This is a genomic window from Pseudomonas sp. NPDC087803 (genome assembly GCF_044742995.1).
GTDB lineage: Bacteria > Pseudomonadota > Gammaproteobacteria > Pseudomonadales > Pseudomonadaceae > Aquipseudomonas.
The window spans coordinates 1-21,399 of the sequence record NZ_JBIUVO010000006.1; the positions used below are offsets into that span (position 1 = coordinate 1).

Annotated in this window: 19 protein-coding genes; 6 read left to right on the forward strand and 13 right to left on the reverse strand. The window is 61.2% G+C overall.

Going from position 1 to position 21,399, the window contains the following annotated elements:
- The 3 genes from ACIOUG_RS06685 to ACIOUG_RS06695 form a co-directional block, all read left to right on the forward strand.
- Positions 1-343, forward strand: a 343-nt coding sequence (locus ACIOUG_RS06685; RefSeq protein ID WP_401063611.1) for a winged helix-turn-helix domain-containing protein, incomplete at its 5' end; no start/stop codon positions are given.
- 74 nt (positions 344-417) lie between these two features.
- The gene (phoR, locus tag ACIOUG_RS06690) at positions 418-1,704 is read left to right on the forward strand and encodes a phosphate regulon sensor histidine kinase PhoR (protein WP_247839951.1); all 1,287 of its coding nucleotides are present in this window, start codon (positions 418-420) and stop codon (positions 1,702-1,704) included.
- 123 nt (positions 1,705-1,827) lie between these two features.
- Complete coding sequence (locus ACIOUG_RS06695; RefSeq protein WP_007962298.1) at positions 1,828-3,168, forward strand: hemolysin family protein; 1,341 nt, start codon at positions 1,828-1,830, stop codon at positions 3,166-3,168.
- Between the two features lie 110 nt (positions 3,169-3,278).
- On the opposite strand, the gene ACIOUG_RS06700 is transcribed toward ACIOUG_RS06695, so the two are convergent.
- From ACIOUG_RS06700 to ACIOUG_RS06735, 8 genes are all read right to left on the reverse strand, one after another.
- Positions 3,279-4,175, reverse strand: a complete 897-nt coding sequence (locus ACIOUG_RS06700) for a peptidoglycan DD-metalloendopeptidase family protein (protein ID WP_401063613.1) — start codon at positions 4,173-4,175, stop codon at positions 3,279-3,281.
- 207 nt (positions 4,176-4,382) lie between these two features.
- Complete coding sequence (locus ACIOUG_RS06705) at positions 4,383-5,342, reverse strand: response regulator (RefSeq protein WP_202369221.1); 960 nt, start codon at positions 5,340-5,342, stop codon at positions 4,383-4,385.
- Positions 5,343-5,509: 167 nt separating this feature from the next.
- Positions 5,510-6,271, reverse strand: coding sequence for a phosphate signaling complex protein PhoU (gene phoU / locus ACIOUG_RS06710; RefSeq protein WP_007962290.1), 762 nt, complete (start codon positions 6,269-6,271; stop codon positions 5,510-5,512).
- A 123-nt stretch (positions 6,272-6,394) separates the two neighbouring features.
- Positions 6,395-7,228: a phosphate ABC transporter ATP-binding protein PstB gene (pstB, locus tag ACIOUG_RS06715; RefSeq protein WP_007962289.1), complete on the reverse strand. Its 834-nt coding sequence runs from the start codon at positions 7,226-7,228 to the stop codon at positions 6,395-6,397.
- 131 nt (positions 7,229-7,359) lie between these two features.
- Positions 7,360-8,976 carry a phosphate ABC transporter permease PstA gene (pstA, locus tag ACIOUG_RS06720; protein ID WP_401063803.1) on the reverse strand — a complete coding sequence of 539 codons (1,617 nt, stop codon included), beginning with the start codon at positions 8,974-8,976 and terminating at the stop codon, positions 7,360-7,362.
- A 69-nt stretch (positions 8,977-9,045) separates the two neighbouring features.
- Positions 9,046-11,331 carry an ABC transporter permease subunit gene (locus ACIOUG_RS06725; protein WP_401063616.1) on the reverse strand — a complete coding sequence of 762 codons (2,286 nt, stop codon included), beginning with the start codon at positions 11,329-11,331 and terminating at the stop codon, positions 9,046-9,048.
- Between the two features lie 275 nt (positions 11,332-11,606).
- Entirely contained in the window at positions 11,607-12,611 is a 1,005-nt protein-coding gene (locus tag ACIOUG_RS06730) for a phosphate ABC transporter substrate-binding protein PstS (protein ID WP_086792482.1), read from the reverse strand.
- 255 nt (positions 12,612-12,866) lie between these two features.
- Positions 12,867-14,165 carry an MFS transporter gene (locus ACIOUG_RS06735; RefSeq protein WP_401063619.1) on the reverse strand — a complete coding sequence of 433 codons (1,299 nt, stop codon included), beginning with the start codon at positions 14,163-14,165 and terminating at the stop codon, positions 12,867-12,869.
- A gap of 377 nt (positions 14,166-14,542) precedes the next feature.
- Between ACIOUG_RS06735 and ACIOUG_RS06740 the strand changes: the two genes are divergently transcribed.
- Together ACIOUG_RS06740 and ACIOUG_RS06745 are read left to right on the forward strand one after the other, a co-directional pair.
- Positions 14,543-14,947 (forward strand): acyl-CoA thioesterase, encoded by a 405-nt coding sequence (locus tag ACIOUG_RS06740; protein ID WP_003229628.1) that lies wholly within the window; start codon positions 14,543-14,545, stop codon positions 14,945-14,947.
- Positions 14,948-15,005: 58 nt separating this feature from the next.
- Positions 15,006-15,905: a D-hexose-6-phosphate mutarotase gene (locus ACIOUG_RS06745; protein ID WP_401063621.1), complete on the forward strand. Its 900-nt coding sequence runs from the start codon at positions 15,006-15,008 to the stop codon at positions 15,903-15,905.
- A gap of 149 nt (positions 15,906-16,054) precedes the next feature.
- Here the strand turns inward: ACIOUG_RS06745 and ACIOUG_RS06750 are convergent, their stop codons facing one another.
- The 5 genes from ACIOUG_RS06750 to ACIOUG_RS06770 form a co-directional block, all read right to left on the reverse strand.
- A complete protein-coding gene (locus ACIOUG_RS06750) occupies positions 16,055-16,591 on the reverse strand; it encodes a DUF3299 domain-containing protein (protein ID WP_027610367.1) in 537 nt (178 codons plus the stop codon).
- 102 nt (positions 16,592-16,693) lie between these two features.
- On the reverse strand, positions 16,694-16,939 hold the full coding sequence (locus ACIOUG_RS06755; RefSeq protein ID WP_003229635.1) for a GlsB/YeaQ/YmgE family stress response membrane protein: 246 nt from the start codon (positions 16,937-16,939) through the stop codon (positions 16,694-16,696).
- Positions 16,940-17,056: 117 nt separating this feature from the next.
- Entirely contained in the window at positions 17,057-18,139 is a 1,083-nt protein-coding gene (locus tag ACIOUG_RS06760) for a 5-(carboxyamino)imidazole ribonucleotide synthase (protein WP_047596872.1), read from the reverse strand.
- A 10-nt stretch (positions 18,140-18,149) separates the two neighbouring features.
- Positions 18,150-18,641: a 5-(carboxyamino)imidazole ribonucleotide mutase gene (gene purE / locus ACIOUG_RS06765; RefSeq protein ID WP_003229641.1), complete on the reverse strand. Its 492-nt coding sequence runs from the start codon at positions 18,639-18,641 to the stop codon at positions 18,150-18,152.
- Positions 18,642-18,971: 330 nt separating this feature from the next.
- Complete coding sequence (locus ACIOUG_RS06770; RefSeq protein ID WP_150370025.1) at positions 18,972-19,880, reverse strand: LysR substrate-binding domain-containing protein; 909 nt, start codon at positions 19,878-19,880, stop codon at positions 18,972-18,974.
- Between the two features lie 180 nt (positions 19,881-20,060).
- Here ACIOUG_RS06770 and ACIOUG_RS06775 point away from each other — a divergent pair, with 180 nt between their 5' ends.
- Positions 20,061-21,251: an aspartate ammonia-lyase gene (locus ACIOUG_RS06775; protein WP_401063626.1), complete on the forward strand. Its 1,191-nt coding sequence runs from the start codon at positions 20,061-20,063 to the stop codon at positions 21,249-21,251.
- The last annotated feature ends 148 nt before the right edge of the window (positions 21,252-21,399 follow it).

Here is a 21,399-nt window from a genome sequence, read left to right on the forward strand (position 1 = left end):
CCTCAAGGCCGTGCTGCGCCGCGCCGGCCCGAACGATGGCGAACCCCCGATCGAAGTCGGCGGCCTGCTGCTCGACCAGATCAGCCACCGCGTGACCATCGACGGCCGTCCGGCCGAGATGGGCCCGACCGAATACCGTCTGCTGCAATTTTTCATGACCCACCAGGAACGCGCCTACACGCGCGGGCAGTTGCTGGATCAGGTCTGGGGCGGCAACGTCTATGTTGAAGAGCGCACCGTCGACGTGCACATCCGACGCCTGCGCAAGGCCCTCGGCGACGCCTACGAAAATCTGGTACAAACCGTGCGCGGCACCGGCTACCGGTTTTCCACCAAGGCCTGATCCGACCGCCAGACTCGCTGACAAGGACCGTATTTTCCGTGAATCAAAACTGGCATGGCACCCTGATTCGCCACATGCTGTTGCTGGTCACAGCGTGTCTGGTGATCGGCCTGATCACCGGCTACTACGGCTGGAGCCTCGCTGCCGGCCTGGGGATTTACCTGGCCTGGACGCTCAAGCAATTGCTGCGTCTGCACGAATGGCTGCGCCTGCACCAACCCGATGAAGCACCGCCCGACGGCTATGGCCTGTGGGGCGAGGTGTTCGACAGCATCTACCACCTGCAACGCCGCGACCAACGGGTACGCGGGCGTCTGCAAGCGGTGATCGACCGGGTGCAGGAATCCACCGCCGCGCTGAAAGATGCGGTGATCATGCTCGACAGCGACGGCAACCTGGAATGGTGGAACCGCGCGGCCGAAACCCTGCTCGGCCTCAAGACCCCGCAGGACAGCGGCCAACCGGTGACCAACCTGGTACGCCATCCGCGCTTCAAGGAATACTTCGAGCAGGAAAGCTACGCCGAACCGCTGGAAATCCCCTCGCCGACCAATGATCGGGTGCGCATTCAGCTGTACCTGACGCGCTACGGCAACAACGAACACTTGATGCTGGTGCGCGACGTCACGCGCATCCATCAGTTGGAACAGATGCGCAAAGACTTCATCGCCAACGTCTCCCATGAGCTGCGCACGCCGCTGACCGTAATCTGCGGCTATCTGGAAACCCTGCTCGACAATGTCGAGGAAGTGAACCCGCGCTGGAGCCGCGCCTTGCAGCAGATGCAACAACAGGGCGGGCGCATGCAGACGCTGCTCAATGACCTGCTGTTGCTGGCGAAACTGGAAGCCACCGATTATCCGTCGGACAACCAACCGGTGCAGATCGACACGCTGCTGCAATCGATCAAGAGCGACGCCCAGCAGTTGTCCGGGCAGAAGAACCAGAAAATCACCCTCGAAGCCGATGCGCGCATCCTGCTCAAGGGCAGCGAGGCGGAACTGCGCAGCGCCTTCTCCAACCTGGTGTTCAACGCCGTGAAGTACACCCCGGCCGAGGGCAACATCCGCATTCGCTGGTGGGGCGACGAGCAAGGCGCGCACCTGAGCGTGCAGGATTCCGGGATCGGTATCGACAGCAAACACCTGCCGCGCCTGACCGAACGCTTCTACCGCGTCGACTCCAGCCGCAACTCCAACACCGGCGGCACCGGGCTCGGCCTGGCGATCGTCAAACACGTGTTGCTGCGCCACCGCGCGCGGATGGAGATCAGCAGCGTGCCCGGTCATGGCAGCACGTTCACCTGCCATTTCGCCCCGGCTCAGGTGGCCCAGGCACGGGCCATCAGCGCCGCCGAGTGATACCGGCCAGCACGCGCCACTAGGCAATCACCATGTCAGCCGCTACATTGGCTGACTTGCGTCTGCCTTTCAGGCGCGATTTCTTCTCTCTTACGAATCACACGGAACCTGCAAAACTCCATCATGGACCCTTCCCCTGGCTTGTCCCTCGCTACGATTTTCGCCGACTTCGGCATGATTCTTTTCGCTCTGATCCTGGTTTTGCTCAACGGCTTCTTCGTTGCGGCGGAATTCGCCATGGTCAAACTGCGCTCGACCCGGGTCGAGGCCATCGCCGACAAGAACGGCTGGCGCGGGCATATCCTGCGCACCGTACACAGTCAGCTCGATGCGTACCTCTCGGCGTGTCAGCTCGGTATCACCCTCGCCTCCCTTGGCCTCGGCTGGGTCGGTGAGCCGGCGTTCGCGCACCTTCTCGAGCCGCTGCTGAGCGCGGTCGGCGTGCAGTCGCCGGAAGTGGTCAAGGGCATTTCGTTCTTCACCGCGTTCTTCATCATTTCCTACCTGCACATCGTGGTCGGTGAGCTGGCGCCCAAGTCGTGGGCGATCCGCAAACCGGAGCTGCTGTCGCTGTGGACGGCGGTGCCGCTGTACCTGTTCTACTGGGCGATGTACCCGGCAATCTACCTGCTCAATGCCAGCGCCAACGCGATTCTGCGGATCGCCGGCCAAGGCGAACCCGGCCCGCACCACGAACACCATTACAGCCGCGAAGAACTGAAACTGATCCTGCACTCCAGCCGTGGTCAGGATCCGAGCGACCAAGGCATGCGCGTGCTGGCCTCGGCAGTGGAGATGGGTGAACTGGAAGTGGTCGACTGGGCCAACTCCCGTGAAGACCTGATCACCCTCGAATTCAACGCGCCGCTGAAAGAAATCCTCGCGATGTTCCGTCGCCACAAGTTCAGCCGTTACCCGGTGTACGACAGCGAGCGCCAGGAGTTCGTCGGCCTGCTGCACATCAAGGACCTGCTGCTGGAACTGGCGGCGCTGGACCACATTCCCGAGTCGTTCAACCTGGCTGAACTGACCCGTCCACTGGAGCGCGTGTCGCGGCACATGCCGCTGTCGCAACTGCTGGAGCAGTTCCGCAAGGGCGGCTCGCACTTCGCCGTGGTTGAAGAGGCCGACGGCAACATCATCGGCTACCTGACCATGGAAGACGTGCTGGAAGTGCTGGTCGGCGACATTCAGGACGAACACCGCAAGGCCGAGCGCGGGATCCTCGCGTATCAGCCGGGCAAGCTGCTGGTGCGTGGCGACACGCCGTTGTTCAAGGTTGAACGCCTGCTCGGTATCGACCTGGATCACATCGAAGCCGAAACCCTCGCCGGGCTGGTCTACGAAACCCTGAAACGGGTGCCGGAAGAGGAAGAAGTGCTGGAAGTCGAAGGCCTGCGGATCATCATCAAGAAGATGAAAGGGCCGAAGATTGTGCTGGCGAAGGTGTTGATGCTGGATTGAGTGCAATGCGGGAAACCGCATTGCCTGCTAAAAGATCGCAGCCTTCGGCAGCTCCTACAGGGATATACATTCCAAAGTAGGAGCTGCCGAAGGCTGCGATCTTTTGCTTTCTACTGTTTGCCCAACGCAAAGTTGGGCAACGCCCCCAGCGGCTGGTTGAACTGATACGGAATCGATACCAGCCCCTGCCCCGTATTGCGCTGCACCACAAAGTGCAGATGCGGGCCGCTGCTGTTGCCGGTATTGCCTGATAGCGCCAGCGGGCTGCCGACCGTTACTCGCTGCCCTTCGCGCACGCTCACCGAACCTTGCTTGAGATGCAGGTACACACCCATGGTGCCGTCATCGTGCAGCACCCGGACGAAATTGCCGGAGGCATCATTGCCGCGTCCGCTCTGTGAATTTTCGGTTTTCACCACCACTCCGGCCCGTGCGGCAATGATCGGTGTACCCACCGGCATGGCGATGTCCATCGCATACTTGTTCTTCGGTCCGTAGTGGCTGTACTGGCCGTTGGCACCCTGACTCAGACGAAACGGCCCGCCCCGCCACGGCAACGGGTAACGATAGCTCTGCGCGGCGCCTGCAGGGTCACCCAGCGAATACTGGAATTGCGGGGAATACACCAGCGGCTGGCCGCTGGTTATCGCTGTGAGCAACGCCAAGCGGGTATTGCTGCGTGCCGGCAGCACCCGGCGGATGGTTTGCGCCGGGGCGCCACGCACATTGCTCATCCCGGTAAACGCCAGCGCCACCTCGACCGGCGCATACAGGTCATTGCGCACGAACACCACGTCGCTGCCCTTCTGCTTCTTGATGTCGAGATACACCTGACGCTCGAGGTGCTCGACCATGCGGTCCTGAAACACGAACACCTGCGAGCCTTTGCTCGGGCGGTCGCTGTACGAGACCACGCCGTTGGCATCGGTGGATTTGTAGATGGTCATGGCCACAGTCGAGGTGGAGGCCAGGAAAAGACCACAGAAAAACAGCAGGCGCGCGAGCATGGGCAAAGTTCTGTCGAGTAAGGCCTGGAAAAGAGCCTAGCAGCTGAGACAGACCAGGCTAGTCGACAGATGTTTCAAATTGGGCAGTCTGGAAAATGGACGTCGTCAGTGATGACCCCTTCGCGAGCAAGCCCGCTCCCACCTTGGAATGCATTTCAAAGGTGTGAGCGGGCTTGCTCGCGAAGGCGGTGTGTCAGGCGACGAAGATCAAGCGCCCGGAACGAAGTGCTTCTGCGCCGTGCCGCGGGCGATCAGGCGGGAGATGTAGTCGAGCTTCTGCGCATCCTGGTCGACGAAACGGAAGGTCAGCTGCAGCCAGTCGCTGTCGGCTTTCTGTTCGTGAGCGACGATGGCGTGCAGGTAGCCGTTGAGGCGGGCGATTTCGGCGTTGTCGCCCTGCTCCAGATCGAGCACGGCGCTGTCGAGAATCTGCGGCAGGGTGTCGGTGCGTTTCACCACCAGCAGCGCTTCCTTGATGCTCAGGGCCTTGATCACGCATTGCTGGGTGCCGCTTGGCAGGCGCAGCTGGCCTTGGCCACGACCACCGGCTGGCGCTTTCGAGGCAGCCGGTGCCTGTACCGGCGGGCTGTTGAGCAGACCCCGCGACGGCGCAGCGGCTGGCGTTGGCGCGACAACCGCTGGCTTGGCGAACGGATTGACCGCAGCAGCGGCCGCCGGCGCAGCACCGACCACGGCAGGCTTGCCACCGGTCAACGCGCTCAGGGAGTCGTTGCCGAACGCCGAGTTCATCTTGGTCGGCGCGCTGTTCATCAGGGTGTCGAGCTTGCCGACCTTGTTCAGCGCCTGCTTGACCTTGGTCAGCAGTTGTTCGTTGGTGAACGGCTTGCTGACGTAGCCGGAAACCCCGGCCTGAATCGCCTGGACGACGTTTTCCTTGTCGCCACGGCTGGTGACCATGACGAATGGCATGGTCTTGAGATTGTCTTGCTCGCGGCACCAAGTCAGCAGTTCGAGACCGGACATTTCCGGCATTTCCCAGTCGCACAGCACCAGGTCGAACGCTTCCCTGGCCAGCATGGCCTGAGCCTTTTTGCCGTTGACGGCGTCCTCGGTGCGGATCCCCGGGAAGTAGTTACGCAGGCACTTTTTCACCAGGTCGCGAATGAACGAAGCGTCGTCCACGACCAACACACTGATCTTGCTCATCCAACACCCCTATAAAAATCCCGGCAAGCATACCGCTTTGCTGATGGCACATTGCCAACAATCTTCAGTCACGCCGGGACTTTTCGTTCGCGGGTGCTGCTTTTCAATTCGATTCGCCCTAAACAAAAACGCCCGGCCAAAGGGCCGGGCGCTTTTCTCAGGCAATCTTACTTATCGTCAGCATCGCCCGGAACATTAGCGGTTTCGCCGCTTGTGCCTTGAACTTCTTCTTTCATGCGTTTGAGGCCCAGATGGCGCACATCGGTGCCGCGCACCAGGTAGATCACCAGTTCCGAGATGTTGCGCGCGTGGTCACCGATACGCTCCAGCGAACGCAGCACCCAGATAATGCTCAGAACCCGCGAGATAGAGCGCGGGTCTTCCATCATGTAGGTCGCCAGCTCGCGCAGGGCGGTCTTGTATTCGCGGTCGATGACCTTGTCGTATTGCGCCACCGACAGGGCCAGATCGGCGTCGAAGCGGGCAAACGCGTCCAGCGCATCGCGAACCATGTTGCGCACCTGGTCGCCGATGTGACGCACTTCGACGTAACCGCGCGGCGCTTCGCCTTCTTCGCACAGCTGAATGGCGCGGCGGGCGATCTTGGTCGCTTCGTCGCCGATGCGTTCCAGGTCGATCACCGACTTGGAGATGCTGATGATCAGACGCAGGTCAGACGCCGCCGGCTGACGACGGGCGAGAATGCGCAGGCATTCTTCGTCGATGTTGCGTTCCATCTGATTGATCTGGTCGTCGATCTCGCGCACCTGTTGGGCCAGGCCAGAGTCGGCCTCGATCAGCGCGGTGACCGCGTCGTTGACCTGCTTCTCGACCAGCCCGCCCATGGCCAGCAGGTGGCTGCGCACTTCTTCCAGTTCAGCGTTGAACTGCGCGGAAATGTGATGAGTGAGGCCTTCCTTAGAAATCATGTTGTTTGCTCCGCAAAAGCTTTGAGCTGCAAGCTACGAGCTGCAAGCTGAAATTTGTCGATACGCTGTACTGCTTTGACTTGCCGCGCGCGGCTTGAGGCTCGCAGCTGCATGGCTGAACGGCTAGCCGTATCGCCCTGTGATGTAGTCTTCGGTCTGCTTCTTCGCCGGGTTGGTGAACAGGGTGTCGGTGTCGCCGAACTCCACCAGTTTGCCCATGTACATGAACGCCGTGTAGTCGGAAACCCGCGCGGCCTGCTGCATGTTGTGGGTGACGATGACGATGGTGAACTTGGACTTCAGCTCGTAGATCAGCTCTTCGACTTTCAGGGTCGAGATCGGGTCGAGGGCCGAGCACGGTTCGTCGAGCAGCAACACTTCCGGTTCAACCGCGATGGTGCGCGCGATCACCAGACGCTGCTGCTGACCACCGGACAGGCCGAGTGCCGAGTCGTGCAGACGGTCTTTGACTTCGTCCCACAGTGCCGCGCCTTTCAACGCCCACTCGACCGCTTCGTCGAGGATGCGCTTCTTGTTGATGCCCTGGATGCGCAGGCCGTAGACCACGTTTTCGTAGATGGTCTTGGGGAACGGGTTGGGCTTCTGGAACACCATGCCGACGCGGCGACGCAGTTCGGCGACGTCTTCGCCCTTGCGGTAGATGTTGTTGCCGTACAGGTTGATCGCGCCTTCGACACGGCAACCGTCAACCAGGTCGTTCATGCGGTTGAAGGTGCGCAGCAGCGTGGACTTGCCGCAGCCGGACGGGCCGATGAAGGCGGTCACGCGCTGTTTCGGGATGTTCATGCTGACGTCGAACAGCGCCTGCTTCTCGCCGTAGAACAGGCTCAGGCCCGGGACTTCGATGGCTACGGTTTCCTGCTCGAGGCTCAAGCTCTGCTTGTCGCGACCCAGGGCCGACATGTTGATGCCGTGGGTATGTGTTTCGTGCTGCATGGGAGGCTCCCTGTGCTAACAAATTCGGTTCGGTTTTTGTAGGAGTGAGCCTGCTCGCGATTCAGGCGCTGCGGTTTATCTACGAAACCGCGGTGTTGCGATCGCGAGCAGGCTCACTCCTACATAAGAAATCAGCTATCCAGTGCTTTGTATTTTTCGCGCAGGTGGTTACGAATCCACACGGCCGACAGGTTCAACGTGGCGATCACCAGCACCAGCAGCAGCGCCGTGGCGTACACCAGTGGCCGTGCGGCTTCGACGTTCGGGCTCTGGAAGCCGACGTCGTAGATGTGGAAGCCCAGGTGCATGATCTTCTGGTCCAGGTGCAGGTACGGGTAGTTGCCATCCACCGGCAGCGACGGCGCCAGTTTCACCACACCCACCAGCATCAGCGGCGCCACTTCACCGGCGGCACGGGCCACGGCGAGGATCATGCCGGTCATCATCGCCGGGCTGGCCATTGGCAGGACGATCTTCCACAGCGTTTCCGCCTTGGTCGCGCCCAGTGCCAGCGAGCCTTCACGCACGGTGCGCGGAATACGCGCCAGACCTTCCTCGGTCGCCACGATCACCACCGGCACCGCCAGCAGCGCCAGGGTCAGCGAGGCCCAGAGCAGACCCGGCGTACCGAAGGTCGGCGCCGGCAATGCTTCCGGGAAGAATAGACGGTCGACCGAACCACCCAGCACGTAAACGAAGAAGCCCAGACCGAACACGCCGTAGACGATGGCCGGAACGCCGGCGAGGTTGTTCACCGCGATGCGGATGATCCGGGTCAGGGCGTTCTGCTTGGCGTATTCACGCAGGTACACCGCCGCCAGCACGCCGAACGGGGTGACGATCATGGCCATGATCAGAGTCATCATCACGGTGCCGAAGATCGCCGGGAAGATCCCGCCCTCGGTGTTCGCTTCACGCGGGTCGTCGGACAGGAACTCCCAGACCTTGCTGAAGTAGAAGCCGATCTTGGTCATCGTGCCCATGGCATTCGGCTGATAGGCGTGCACCACTTTGCCCAGGCTGATTTCGATCTCTTTGCCGTTGGCATCGCGGGCGGTCAACGCGTCGCGGTTGAACTGTGCATGCAGATCGCTCAGACGGGCTTCGATGTCCTGATAGCGCGCGTTCAGCTCGGCGCGCTCGGCGTCCATGTCCGCTTGCGCGGTGGCGTCGAGTTTGCCGTCGAGTTCCAGTTTGCGCCCGTGCAGACGGATGCGTTCCAGCCCTGCGTTGATCGCACCGATGTCGGTCTTTTCCAGCGACTTGAGTTGCGCGGCAAGGCCGTTCACACGGTTGATCCGCGCTTGCAGCTCAGGCCAGGCCGCTTCGCCTTCGGCGATCACCTTGCCGTCCTGTTTGACGTTGACCAGGTAGCCGTAGAAGTTGCCCCACTCGCGACGCTCGATCGCCATCAACTCGGGCGGCGTGGTCTGGTTGGTCAGCCACTCGCCGACGATCCAGGTGAAGTCATTGCCGTTCAAGTCACGGTTGCCGACCTTGATCAGCTCACGGGTCATGAATTCCGGGCCCTGATCAGGCACTGGCAGGCCGGCGCTCTTCAGACGGGCACGCGGCACTTCTTCTTTCTGTACTACTTCGCCGATGACCAGGTGATTGGCCTGGCCCGGTACGTCGTAGTTGGCGTGGATCAGGTCCGCCGGCCAGAAGTGACCCAGACCGCGCACGGCAATCACCGCCAGCAGGCCAATGGTCATGATGACCGCGATGGACACCGCGCCACCGCTGATCCAGACGCCTGGGGCGCCGCTCTTGAACCATCAATTCAGGGAGTTCTGTTTCACAGAATTCTACCTTTCTTAAAGCGACGAGTATTTCTTGCGCAGACGCTGACGAATCAGTTCTGCCAGGGTGTTCATGACGAAGGTGAACAACAGCAGCACCAGCGCCGAGAGGAACAGCACGCGGTAGTGGCTGCCGCCGACTTCCGACTCGGGCATTTCCACCGCGACGTTGGCGGCCAGGGTGCGCAGGCCTTCGAACAGGTTCATTTCCATGACCGGGGTGTTACCGGTGGCCATCAGCACGATCATGGTTTCGCCGACCGCACGACCCATGCCGATCATCAGCGCGGAGAAGATCCCCGGGCTGGCGGTGAGGATCACCACGCGGGTCATGGTCTGCCACGGCGTGGCACCGAGCGCCAGGGAACCGAGGGTCAGGCCACGCGGCACACTGAACACGGCGTCTTCGGCGATCGAGTAGATGTTCGGGATCACCGCGAAACCCATCGCCAGACCGACCACCAGAGCGTTGCGCTGGTCGTAGGTGATGCCCAGGTCGTGGGAGATCCACATGCGCATGTCACCGCCGAAGAACCAGTTCTCCATGAACGGGCTCATGTACAGCGACAGCCAACCGACAAACAGAATCACCGGAATCAGCAGCGCACTCTCCCAGCCATCCGGGACTTTCAGGCGGATCGACTCAGGCAGGCGACTGAAGGTGAAACCGGCGACCAGAATGCCGATCGGCAGCAGCATCAGCAGGCTGAAGATGCCCGGCAGATGCCCTTCCACATACGGCGCGAGGAACAGACCGGCGAAGAAACCGAGGATCACCGTCGGCATCGCTTCCATCAGTTCGATCACCGGCTTGACCTTGCGGCGCATGCCCGGGGCCATGAAGTAGGCGGTGTAGATCGCAGCGGCAACCGCCAGCGGTGCCGCCAGCAGCATCGCGTAAAACGCGGCTTTCAGGGTGCCGAAGGTCAGTGGCGAGAGGCTCAGTTTCGGTTCGAAATCGGTGTTGGCCGCGGTCGATTGCCAGACGTATTTAGGCTCGTCGTAGTTCTCGTACCAGACCTTGCTCCACAACGCGCTCCACGACACTTCCGGGTGCGGGTTGTCGAGCAGCAGCGGTTGCAGCTTGCCGCCGGCCTCGACGATCACCCGGTTGGCGCGCGGCGACAGACCAAACAGGCCCTGGCCTTCGGCGACCGGCTCGACCAGCAGGGTGCGGTGCGCGGTGCTGTGGAACACGCCGAGCTTGCCGCTGGCATCGAGGGCGAGGAAGCCCTTGCGGCGTTCTTCGGCGGTGATTTCAACGATTGGCGCCGAGCCCATCTGGAAGGTACGGATCTGCTTCAGGCGCAGCTCGCCATCGGTATCACGCGCCATGAACCACTGGGCCAGGCCACCCTTGGAGTCACCGATGATCAGCGAGATGCCGCCCACCAGTTGCGTGCTCGCGGTGACTTCGGCGTCAGCGTTTTCCAGCAGTTTGTAGCGACCGTTGAGGCTCTTGTCGCGCAGGCTGAACACGTCGGCCTGAGCACGCCCGTTGACCACGTAGAGCCATTGCTGGCGCGGGTCGACGAAGATGTTTTTCACCGGCTCAGTCATCTGCGGCAGCTCGATACGCTTCTGCTCGTTGGTGACTTCACCGGTCATCATGTTTTCTTCGCTGGTCAGCGACAAAACATTGAGTTGCGAACCGGTCGAGCCCACCAGCATCAGGGTCGTGTCGGTGGCGTTGAGGCTGACGTGCTCCAGTGCCCCGCCGCTCTCGTTCACCGCGATCGGCGTGTTGCCGTACGGGTACTCGATGGCCGGAGTAATGGTTTTCTTGCCATCGGGGTAGCTGACTTTATAGGTGTGACGGAACACCAGCGCCTGGCCGTTGGACAGGCCCACGGCCACCAGTGGATGACCTGGCTGATCTTCACCGATGGAAGTTACGGTAGCGCCGGCAGGAACCGGCAGATCGACGCGCTTCAATTCAGCGCCACTGTCGATGTCGAAGAACAGCGCCTGGCCCTTGTCGGAAACGCGCATCGCCACCTGATTCTGCTCTTCGAGCGAAATCATCAGCGACTTGCCGGCGTCCTGCATCCAGGCTGGGGTAATGGCATCTTTCGCGGTCAGGCTGGCACCGTGGAACAACGGTGCAACGACGTAGGCGAGGAAGAAGAAGATCAGCGTGATGGCTGCCAGCACCGCCAGACCGCCAACGAGGACGTACCAGCGGGTGAAGCGATCCTTGAGCGCGCGAATGCGGCGCTTGCGTTGCAGCTCAGGCGTATTGAAATCAATGCGCTTGGGAGGGGAAGTCGTAGTCATTGGGGAATTGGCCAGATCATTCATGCGCACACCCTAGCGATCCTGTATGACAGAAAGATGACAATGCAGTGACGCACCAAATCCACCGCCAGCGGGTACTGGAGGAGGATTGAAAATTCGATAGGTCGTTGGACCTTTTTTGGAACAGCCTGAAACCTGTGTAGGAGCTGCCGAGGGAACCGAGGCTGCGATCTTTTGATCTTGCAATCAGAGGCCAGATCAAAAGATCGCAGCCTCGTTTCACTCGACAGCTCCTACAGGGTTCCTGCAGGTTCGGGGCTCAGCCCGAACCTAGGGTGTTACTTCTTTGCGACTTCAGCGCCGCCTTCCTGCAGACCCAGGTCAGCCAGTGCTTTGGCAGCAACCTTGGCTGGCAGTGGGATGTAGCCGTCTTTCACCACAACTTCCTGACCCTGTTTGGACAGAACCAGTTTCACGAACTCGGCTTCCAGCGGGGCCAGAGGCTTGTTCGGTGCCTTGTTCACATAAACGTAGAGGAAGCGCGACAGCGGGTACTTGCCGTTCAGGGCGTTTTCTTCGGTGTCTTCGATGAAGTCAGTGCTGCCTTTCTTCGACAGAGCAACGGTTTTCACGCTGGCGGTCTTGTAGCCGATGCCCGAGTAACCGATGCCGTTCAGCGAGGAGCTGATCGACTGCACGACCGAGGCCGAACCTGGTTGCTCGTTGACGTTAGGCTTGTAGTCGCCTTTGCACAGGGCTTCTTCCTTGAAGTAGCCGTAGGTGCCGGATACCGAGTTACGACCGAACAGTTGCACTGGCTTGTTGGCCAGGTCGCCGGTCACGCCCAGGTCGCCCCAGGTTTTCACGTCGGCTTTGGCGCCGCACAGACGGGTGGACGAGAAGATCGCGTCAACTTGTTCCATGGTCAGGTGCTGGATCGGGTTGTCCTTGTGCACGAACACCGCCAGGGCGTCCACGGCAACCGGGATTGCGGTTGGCTTGTAGCCGTATTTCTGCTCGAAGGCCGCCAGTTCGGTGTCCTTCATCTTGCGGCTCATCGGGCCCAGGTTGGAGGTGCCTTCAGTCAGCGCAGGTGGCGCGGTGGCGGAGCCAGCGGCCTGAATCTGGATGTTTACGTTCGGGTATTCTTTCTTGTAGTTCTCAGCCCACAGGGTCATGAGGTTGGCCAGAGTGTCGGAACCAACGCTGGACAAGTTGCCCGATACACCGGTGACTTTGGTGTAAGCCGGAATTGCCGGGTCAACGCCAGCGGCTACCGCGTGGGCAGTCGCAACGCCAGCAGCGACAAAAGTCATTGCCGCCATCAAACGCTTCAGTTTCATGCCTTACTCCTAGCAGATAGGGTGTGTTAAGTCGGGGCCAAGTATCAGCAGGCCGTGTGAACACTCTATGGCTGAAATATGACAATTGGATGAAAGGCCAGTATCCGGGTTTTGCAAGATGATTCGACGATCTCAGAGAACAACACAGAACTAATGTGGGAGCGGGCTCGCTCGCGAAGAGGCCGTGTCAGCCTATTCATATGCAGACTGACACAACGCATTCGCGAGCAAGCCCGCTCCCAAAGGTGAAGATTTTCAGCGCCCCTTCTTCCAGAGCCACGCTCCCACCAGAATCCCCATCGTGCACAGTACCGCCACATAGTAAGCCGGGCCCATCGCACTCTCTTTAAGCAGCAGGCTGACCACCATCGGCGTCAGGCCACCGAAGATCGCGTACGCCACGTTGTACGAGAACGACAATCCGCTGAAGCGCACCACCGGCGGGAATGCCTTGACCATCACGTATGGCACCGCACCGATGGTGCCGACCAGCAGACCGGTCAGCGCATACAGCGGGAATAGCCAGTTCGGGTGATCGGCGAGGCTGTGATAGAAGGTCCAGGAGTTGATCAGCAAGCCCAGCGAACCGAAGACAAACACCCGGCCTGCGCCCAAGCGATCGGCCAGCGCACCGGAGATGATGCAACCGACGCTGAGGAACACGATCGCCAGGCTGTTGGATTGCAGCGCCACCGTTGGCGAGAAGTGATAGACCGTCTGCAGCACGGTCGGGGTCATCAGGATCACCACGACGATGCCAGCGGACAGCAACCAGGTCAGCAGCATCGAGATTGCGATTGCCCCACGATGGTCACGCAGCACGGCGCGCAGCGGCACTTCTTCGGCCAGCGCCTTGCGCAGTTGCAACTCGGCGAACACCGGAGTCTCGTGCAGCCAGCGGCGCAGATACACCGAGAACAGGCCGAATACGCCACCGAGCAGGAACGGGATGCGCCAGGCGTAATCCGCAACTTCCACCGGTGTATAAATGCTGTTGATCGCGGTGGCGACCAGCGAGCCGAGCAGGATACCCGCCGTCAGGCCGCTGGTCAGGGTGCCGCAGGCGTAGCCGATGTGCTTTTGCGGCACGTGTTCGGAAACGAAGACCCACGCCCCCGGCACCTCACCGCCAATCGCCGCGCCCTGGATCACTCGCATCAGCAACAGCAGGATCGGCGCCCACATACCGATCTGCGCATAGGTTGGCAGCAGGCCCATGATCAGGGTCGGCACGGCCATCATGAAAATGCTCAGGGTGAACATCTTCTTGCGTCCCAGCAGGTCGCCGAAGTGCGCCATGACGATGCCGCCCAGCGGCCGCGCCAGATAGCCCGCGGCGAAGATGCCGAAGGTCTGCATCAGGCGCAGCCACTCGGGCATGTCGGCCGGGAAAAACAGCTTGCCGACCACGGTGGCGAAGAACACGAAGATGATGAAATCGTAAAACTCCAGCGCACCGCCCAGGGCCGATAGCGACAAAGTCTTGTAGTCATTGCGGGTCAGGGGGCGTGCAGGTTGCTCGGGCTGCGCGAGGCTCGAAGGCGCTGTGGTCATGGCAAGGGCTTCTCTTATAGGCGGATCTACCGCCACAACAACGCTGGCTGTGGCTTGGGCAGGTTCGGCACCATAGCAAATTGTTCGAAAAAGCACATAGAGGCGCGTATTTGCCGGTCAAAATCAGAACCCGAAGGTCGTCGCGGAGTCTACCGACCGATATACTCGCAACCTTGCTCCGGTTTGTAGGGGGTTGCTGTGCGAAAACGTCGTTGGCCCGGCCTTTGAACGGGATCAGCCGGTTTCGCAGAGTTTCCCCTTTAGGCGCCTATGGAAAACGTGACGAACGCAGTATGTTCGGTGCTGAATCGTTTTTCCTGAAGACGGCTACCACCAGCAATACCAACGAAGAGTCACGGGTCAGAGGCACCCCCGGCATGATAGAGCTCGAACAAGAAGATCCGATCCCGCAAGGCGACCTGGCCCTGCAAATTACCGCACTCCCCCGCGAAACCAACGGCTTTGGCGATATTTTCGGCGGCTGGCTGGTGGCGCAGATGGATCTCGCGGGTACCGCGATGGCCAGCCGCGTGGCCGGTGGCCGTGTGGCGACCGTGGCCATCGACCGCATGGCCTTTCTGGTGCCGGTCGCGGTGGGCGCGCAATTGTCCTTTTATACCCAGACCCTGGAAATCGGCCGCAGCTCGATCCAGATGATGGTCGAAGTGTGGAGCGACGATCCGCTGTCCAGCGAATGGCGTAAAGTGACCGAGGCGGTGTTCGTCTTCGTCGCCATCGACGGCAGCGGTCGCACCCGCTCGGTACCGCCGCGCGCGCGTTAAACCTCACCGCGGTTTTGCGGTCGATAGTCGTCCCAAGTGTCTGATCGAGAGTTGTCCCATGAACACGCCCAATGTTGAAGCCGTGAAACTGGATGAACTGAACTGCTGGCGCATCCGCCACGGTCAGGCCGAAGTGCTGGTGGCCCAGCAAGGCGCGCATATCCTCAGTTATCAGATCGACGGCCAGCCGCCGATCATCTGGCTCAACGACAAGGCCGTGTTCAAGACCGGCAAGAGCATTCGCGCTGGTGTCCCGGTGTGCTGGCCGTGGTTCGGGGTCTTCGCGCGCAACCCGCAAAGCGTGCAGGAAATGCGCGTCAGCGAAGAGCCGGCACAGGCCCACGGCTTTGTCCGCGCGATGGACTGGGAGCTGGGCGGTATCGAGGCCGAAGCCGATGGCATCAAGGTCGAGTTCAAGCTGCCCTACCCCGAAGGTGGCTTCCCGGGTTGGCCGCATCAGGTCGACCTGACCCTGACCCTGCATCTGAATGATCAGTTGCACATCAGCCTGACCAGCCACAATCGCGGTGCCGAAAGCGTCAGCATCAGCCAGGCATTGCACAGTTACTTCGCCGTCAGTGATGTGCGCAACGTGCACGTCGACGGTGTGGACGGTCTGGATTACATCGAGACCCTGGACAACTGGAACACCCACCACCAGCAAGGCGATCTGCGCTTCGCCGGCGAAACCGACCGCATCTACCTCGACGCTCCACCGCAGTTGAGCATCGTCGACCCGACCTGGGAGCGACGCCTTGTGCTGACCGCTACCGGTTCGCGCACGGCAGTGATCTGGAACCCGTGGATCGACCGTGCAGCGGCGTTCAGCGACATGGACAACGATGGCTGGCAGCGCATGCTGTGCATCGAGACGGCGAATGTGCTGGATGATGTGGTGAACCTGGCGTCGGGTGCGAGCCATACCATGGGCGTCAGCGTCGGCAGCAAACCGCTGTAACCAGCACCGCAATCAATGTGGGTGAAAGCCTTTGTGGTGAGGGGATTTATCCCCGATGGCCTGCGGAGCAGGCCCCTGCCCTTGATGCAAAGCGGGGGTCGCTTCGCAACCCATCGGGGATAAATCCCCTCGCTACAATTGTTCAGGTGTTAGAGATCGGACTCCTGCACCACCCGCACCTTGTCCGCTTCCAGCGCATACGCCGCATCGGCCAGATCGTTGCTGACCTTTTCGATCTTCAGCGTGCCGGTCACCCACAGCGGTGTGTAGATGTCATCCAGCTTCAAGCCTTTGGGATAACGCACCAGCACCAGTTGATTCGGTGGCGGTGGCGGTACGTGGATGCACGCGCCCGGGTACGGCACGAGGAAGAACAGCGTGCTGCGGCCCTTGGCGTCGGATTCCAGCGGCACCGGATAGCCGCCGATGCGGATGTGCTTGTCGTTCATCGACGCCACGGTCTTGGTCGAATACATCACCGCCGGCAGGCCCTTGGCCTGTTTCATCCCGCCCTTCTCAGTGAAGGTGCCGGTGGCTTCCGGGGAGTTGTGATCGATTTCGGGCATGGCCTCGAGGGCTTTCTGGTCCGACTTGGGCATCAGTTCCAGCCAGTCGGTTTCCGGCAGTTCGCCGGCGTGGGCCAGACCGCTGCCCAGCAAAAGGAGAGTCAACAGAAGACGGCGCATGAAGGTGCTCGGTAAAAGATGCTCGGATAAAGGAAGGACGTTGAATCGCCGAGCATTCTAGCCCTCCCTGCCGCGCTGGCAGAGAGGACTTGGTCGCTTGGATCAGTTCTTTTTGATCAGGCCGTAGATCACCAGCAGCACGATCGCGCCGACCAGTGCACCGATGAAGCCCGCGCCCTGACCGGCCTGATAGATACCCAGAGCCTGGCCGCCGTAAGTGGCCGCCAGCGAACCGCCGATACCGAGCAGGATGGTCATGATCCAACCCATGCTGTCATCGCCCGGTTTGAGGAAGCGTGCCAGCAGGCCGACGATCAAGCCGATAAAGATGGTTCCGATAATTCCCATGGCATTTCCCTCTGACGCTGAATAGTAGATATGCCAAAGCCTAGTCAGACTTTGGCATCCTGCCATGAGAGAACGACGGTGCCTGAATGGTTCCGCCGCTGCCAGATGAAACTGTCGTTACTCGGCGATCAGCGCTTCGACCTTGACGATCTGCGCCTGCAGCGTGGCCATGTCGGCGCAGCGCAGGTTGGCGTGACCGACCTTGCGCCCGGCCTTGAAGGCTTTGCCGTAGTGGTGCAGATGGCAATCTTCGATAGCGATGACCTTCTCCACCGGCGGAACCACGCCGATGAAGTTGAGCATGGCGCTCTCGCCGACCTTGGCGGTCGAACCCAGCGGCAGGCCGGCAACGGCGCGCAAGTGGTTTTCGAACTGGCTGCACTCGGCGCCTTCGGTGGTCCAGTGCCCGGAGTTGTGCACGCGCGGGGCGATCTCGTTAGCCTTCAGGCCTCCGTCGACTTCAAAGAACTCGAACGCCATCACGCCGACGTAATCCAGTTGCTTGAGCACGCGGCTGGAATAGTCTTCAGCCAGCGCCTGTAGCGGGTGATCGGTACTGGCCACCGACAGCTTGAGGATGCCGCTGTCGTGGGTGTTGTGCACCAGTGGATAGAACTTCGTTTCACCATCGCGGGCACGCACGGCGATCAGCGAGACTTCGCCGGTGAACGGCACGAAGCCTTCCAGCAGGCAGGCCACGCTGCCCAGCTCGGCGAAGGTGCCGACCACGTCTTCCGGCTTGCGCAGGACTTTCTGGCCCTTGCCGTCGTAACCCAGAGTGCGGGTTTTCAGCACGGCCGGCAGACCGATCGAAGCCACGGCGGCGTCCAGGTCGGCTTGCGATTGAATGTCGGCGAAGGCCGGGGTCGGGATGCCCAGGTCCTTGAACATGCTCTTCTCGAACCAGCGGTCACGAGCGATGCGCAGGGCTTCGGCGCTCGGGTACACCGGGACGAATTGCGAGAGGAACGCCACGGTTTCGGCCGGGACGCTTTCGAACTCGAAGGTCACCAGATCGACTTCATCGGCCAGTTGACGCAGGTGATCCTGATCGCCGTAATCGGCCCGCAGGTGTTCGCCCAGCGCGGCGGCGCAAGCGTCCGGCGCAGGGTCGAGGAAAGCGAAGTTCATGCCCAGCGGAGTGCCCGCCAGCGCCAACATGCGGCCCAACTGGCCGCCACCGATTACACCGATCTTCATCTCAACAACCTCAGGCAATACGTGGGTCTGGATTGTCCAGGACGCTGTCTGTCTGCTCGGCACGGAAGGTTTTCAGTACCGCGTGGAACTGTGGATGCTTGGCGCCGAGGATGCTCGCCGAGAGCAGCGCGGCGTTGATCGCGCCGGCCTTGCCGATGGCCAGGGTGGCAACCGGAATGCCCGCCGGCATCTGCACGATCGACAGCAGCGAATCGACGCCCGAGAGCATCGACGACTGCACCGGAACGCCCAGCACCGGCAGGTGGGTCTTGGCCGCACACATGCCTGGCAAGTGGGCTGCGCCACCGGCACCGGCGATGATCACCTCGATGCCGCGGCCCTCAGCCTCTTCGGCGTACTGGAACAGCAGATCCGGGGTGCGGTGGGCAGAAACCACCTTGACCTCGTACGGGATGCCGAGCTTTTCCAGCATATCGGCGGTGTGGCTAAGGGTGGACCAATCGGACTTGGAGCCCATGATCACGCCAACCAGTGCACTCATCGTCGCGCCTCTTCTCTCTGGGCGCCCGCAGGCGCGTCAAAAACAACAAGCCACGCAGGATTGCGTGGCTTGATTGTACGAAAAATGGCCGGACGTACCGGCCGAAGGCCGCGCAGTATACCGCAAAGAAAGCAATAAACAGCCCCCGAAACGACCATCTGTCAAATCAGCGAAAGGCCCGGTTTTATTGACCTGAAGGTCAGCCGACAAACACCACGAATCCCCTGTAGGAGTGAGCCTGCTCGCGATGGCGGTGTATCAGTCACATCATCAGTGAATGTACAGACGCTATCGCGAGCAGGCTCACTCCTACAAGGGCTCCGCGCAAGCTCAAGAAGCCTGTGCGGCGCCGCCTTCAAGCTTGCGCCAGAGCAGGCGCACGTTGGCCTTGCGCACCAGTGCGCAGCGGTACAGGCGAATCTCCAGCGGCACATGCCATTGCGGGCCGCCGCAGACCACCAGTTCGCCCCGCGCCAGCTCGGCGCGCACGCTCAACTGCGGCACCCAGGCAATGCCGAGGCCTTCCAGCGCCATGCTCTTGAGGCTGTCGGCCATGGCGGTTTCGTAGATCGTGGTGAAGCGCAACTGACGCTGACGCAAGAGACCATTCACCGAACGTCCGAGAAACGCCCCGGCACTGTACGCCAGCAGCGGCACACTGGCCTCGCCTTCCAGATCGAACAGCGGTTTGCCCTCGGCATCCGCCGCGCACACCGGGAGCATTTCGGTCTGACCCAGGTGCAGCGAGGGGAAGATTTCCGGGTCCATCTGCATTGCCGCGTCCGGGTCGTAGAACGCCAGCATCAGATCGCAGCCACCCTCGCGCAGCGCGTGCACCGCGTCGCCGACGTTGGTCGCCACCAGCCGTGTGGCGATGTTCAGCCCTTCGTTGCGCAGTTGCGCGATCCAGCGCGGAAAGAAGCCCAGCGCCAGCGAGTGCGCCGCCGCGACCTGGATCACCTCGCCCTGCCCGCCTTCCAGGTGATGCAGATGACGCAGCACTTCGCCGAGCTGTTCGACCACGGTGCGCGCAGTTACCAGAAACAGTTGCCCGGCCGCCGTCAGCTCGATCGGCGTGCGCGAGCGGTTGACCAGCGTCAGCCCCAGCGCCGCTTCCAGGCTGCGAATCCGCCGACTGAACGCCGGCTGAGTCACGAAGCGTCGTTCGGCCGCCTGCGAGAAGCTGCGGGTGGCGGCAAGAGCACTGAAGTCCTCGAGCCATTTGCTTTCCAGATTCATCACGTCCTCCCGGACACGCACCAAAACAGGTCACACGTCTGCCGCGCACGCGGCGTCACACGGGCATTATGCCGAATGTGCATAGGCCAGTGTTTAACAGCATTGGCCCAAAAAATCCCGGAAGCCTAGCATTCGCAGCGTTCCGGCATAGACCGGGTCCATATCGAGATGATTTCTATCATGTCCTCCGCTGCATCTTTCCGCACAGAAAACGACCTGCTTGGCGCCCTCGAAGTACCGGCTCAAGCGTATTACGGCATCCAGACCCTGCGAGCGGTGAACAACTTCCGTCTCTCCGGCGTCCCGATTTCGCATTACCCGAAACTGGTTGTCGGTCTGGCGATGGTCAAACAGGCCGCCGCTGACGCCAACCGTGAACTGGGTCATCTGAGCGAAGCCAAGCACGCTGCCATCAGCGAAGCCTGTGCCCGACTGATCCGCGGTGATTTCCACGAAGAGTTCGTGGTCGACATGATTCAAGGTGGCGCCGGTACCTCCACCAACATGAACGCCAACGAAGTGATCGCCAACATTGCGCTCGAAGCAATGGGTCACCAGAAAGGCGAGTACCAGTACCTGCACCCGAACGACGACGTCAACATGGCGCAGTCGACCAACGACGCCTACCCGACCGCGATCCGCCTGGGTCTGCTGTTGGGTCACGACGCGCTGCTGGCCAGCCTCGACAGCCTGATTCAGGCCTTCGCGGCCAAGGGTGAAGAATTCAACCACGTCCTGAAGATGGGCCGTACCCAGTTGCAAGACGCCGTGCCGATGACCTTGGGTCAAGAATTCCGTGCTTTCGCCACCACCATGGGCGAAGACCTGGCCCGTCTGAAGACGCTGGCCCCGGAACTGCTGACTGAAGTGAACCTGGGCGGCACCGCGATCGGCACCGGCATCAACGCCGACCCGCGTTATCAAGCGCTGGCCGTTCAGCGTCTGGCGCTGATCAGCGGTCAGCCGCTGGTGCCAGCCGCCGACCTGATCGAAGCCACTTCCGACATGGGCGCCTTCGTGCTGTTCTCCGGCATGCTCAAGCGCACCGCGGTCAAGCTGTCGAAAATCTGCAACGACCTGCGCCTGCTGCAACGCGCCATGGACATGCTGCGCGAGCACTGCATCGTCGGCATCACCGCCAACGAAGCGCGCTGCCGCGAACTGGTCGAGCACTCGATCGGTCTGGTCACCGCGCTGAACCCGTACATCGGCTACAAAAACGCCACCCGCATCGCGCGTATCGCTCTTGAAAGCGGCCGCGGCGTGCTGGAACTGGTGCGCGAAGAAGGCCTGCTCGACGAAGCCATGCTCGCCGACATCCTGCGCCCGGAAAACATGATTGCCCCGCGTCTGGTTCCGCTCAAAGCCTGAGCCGACGCGTTATTTGTAGCACCGCTCACCAGGTCGAGGGACTAGACACCTCTCACCTTTTGAGGGCTTGGGGATCAGTCCCCAAGCCCTTTTTTTTAACTTCTTTGCGGGCAGGACGTTAAATGTTTTGTGTATTTGATACCGCCAA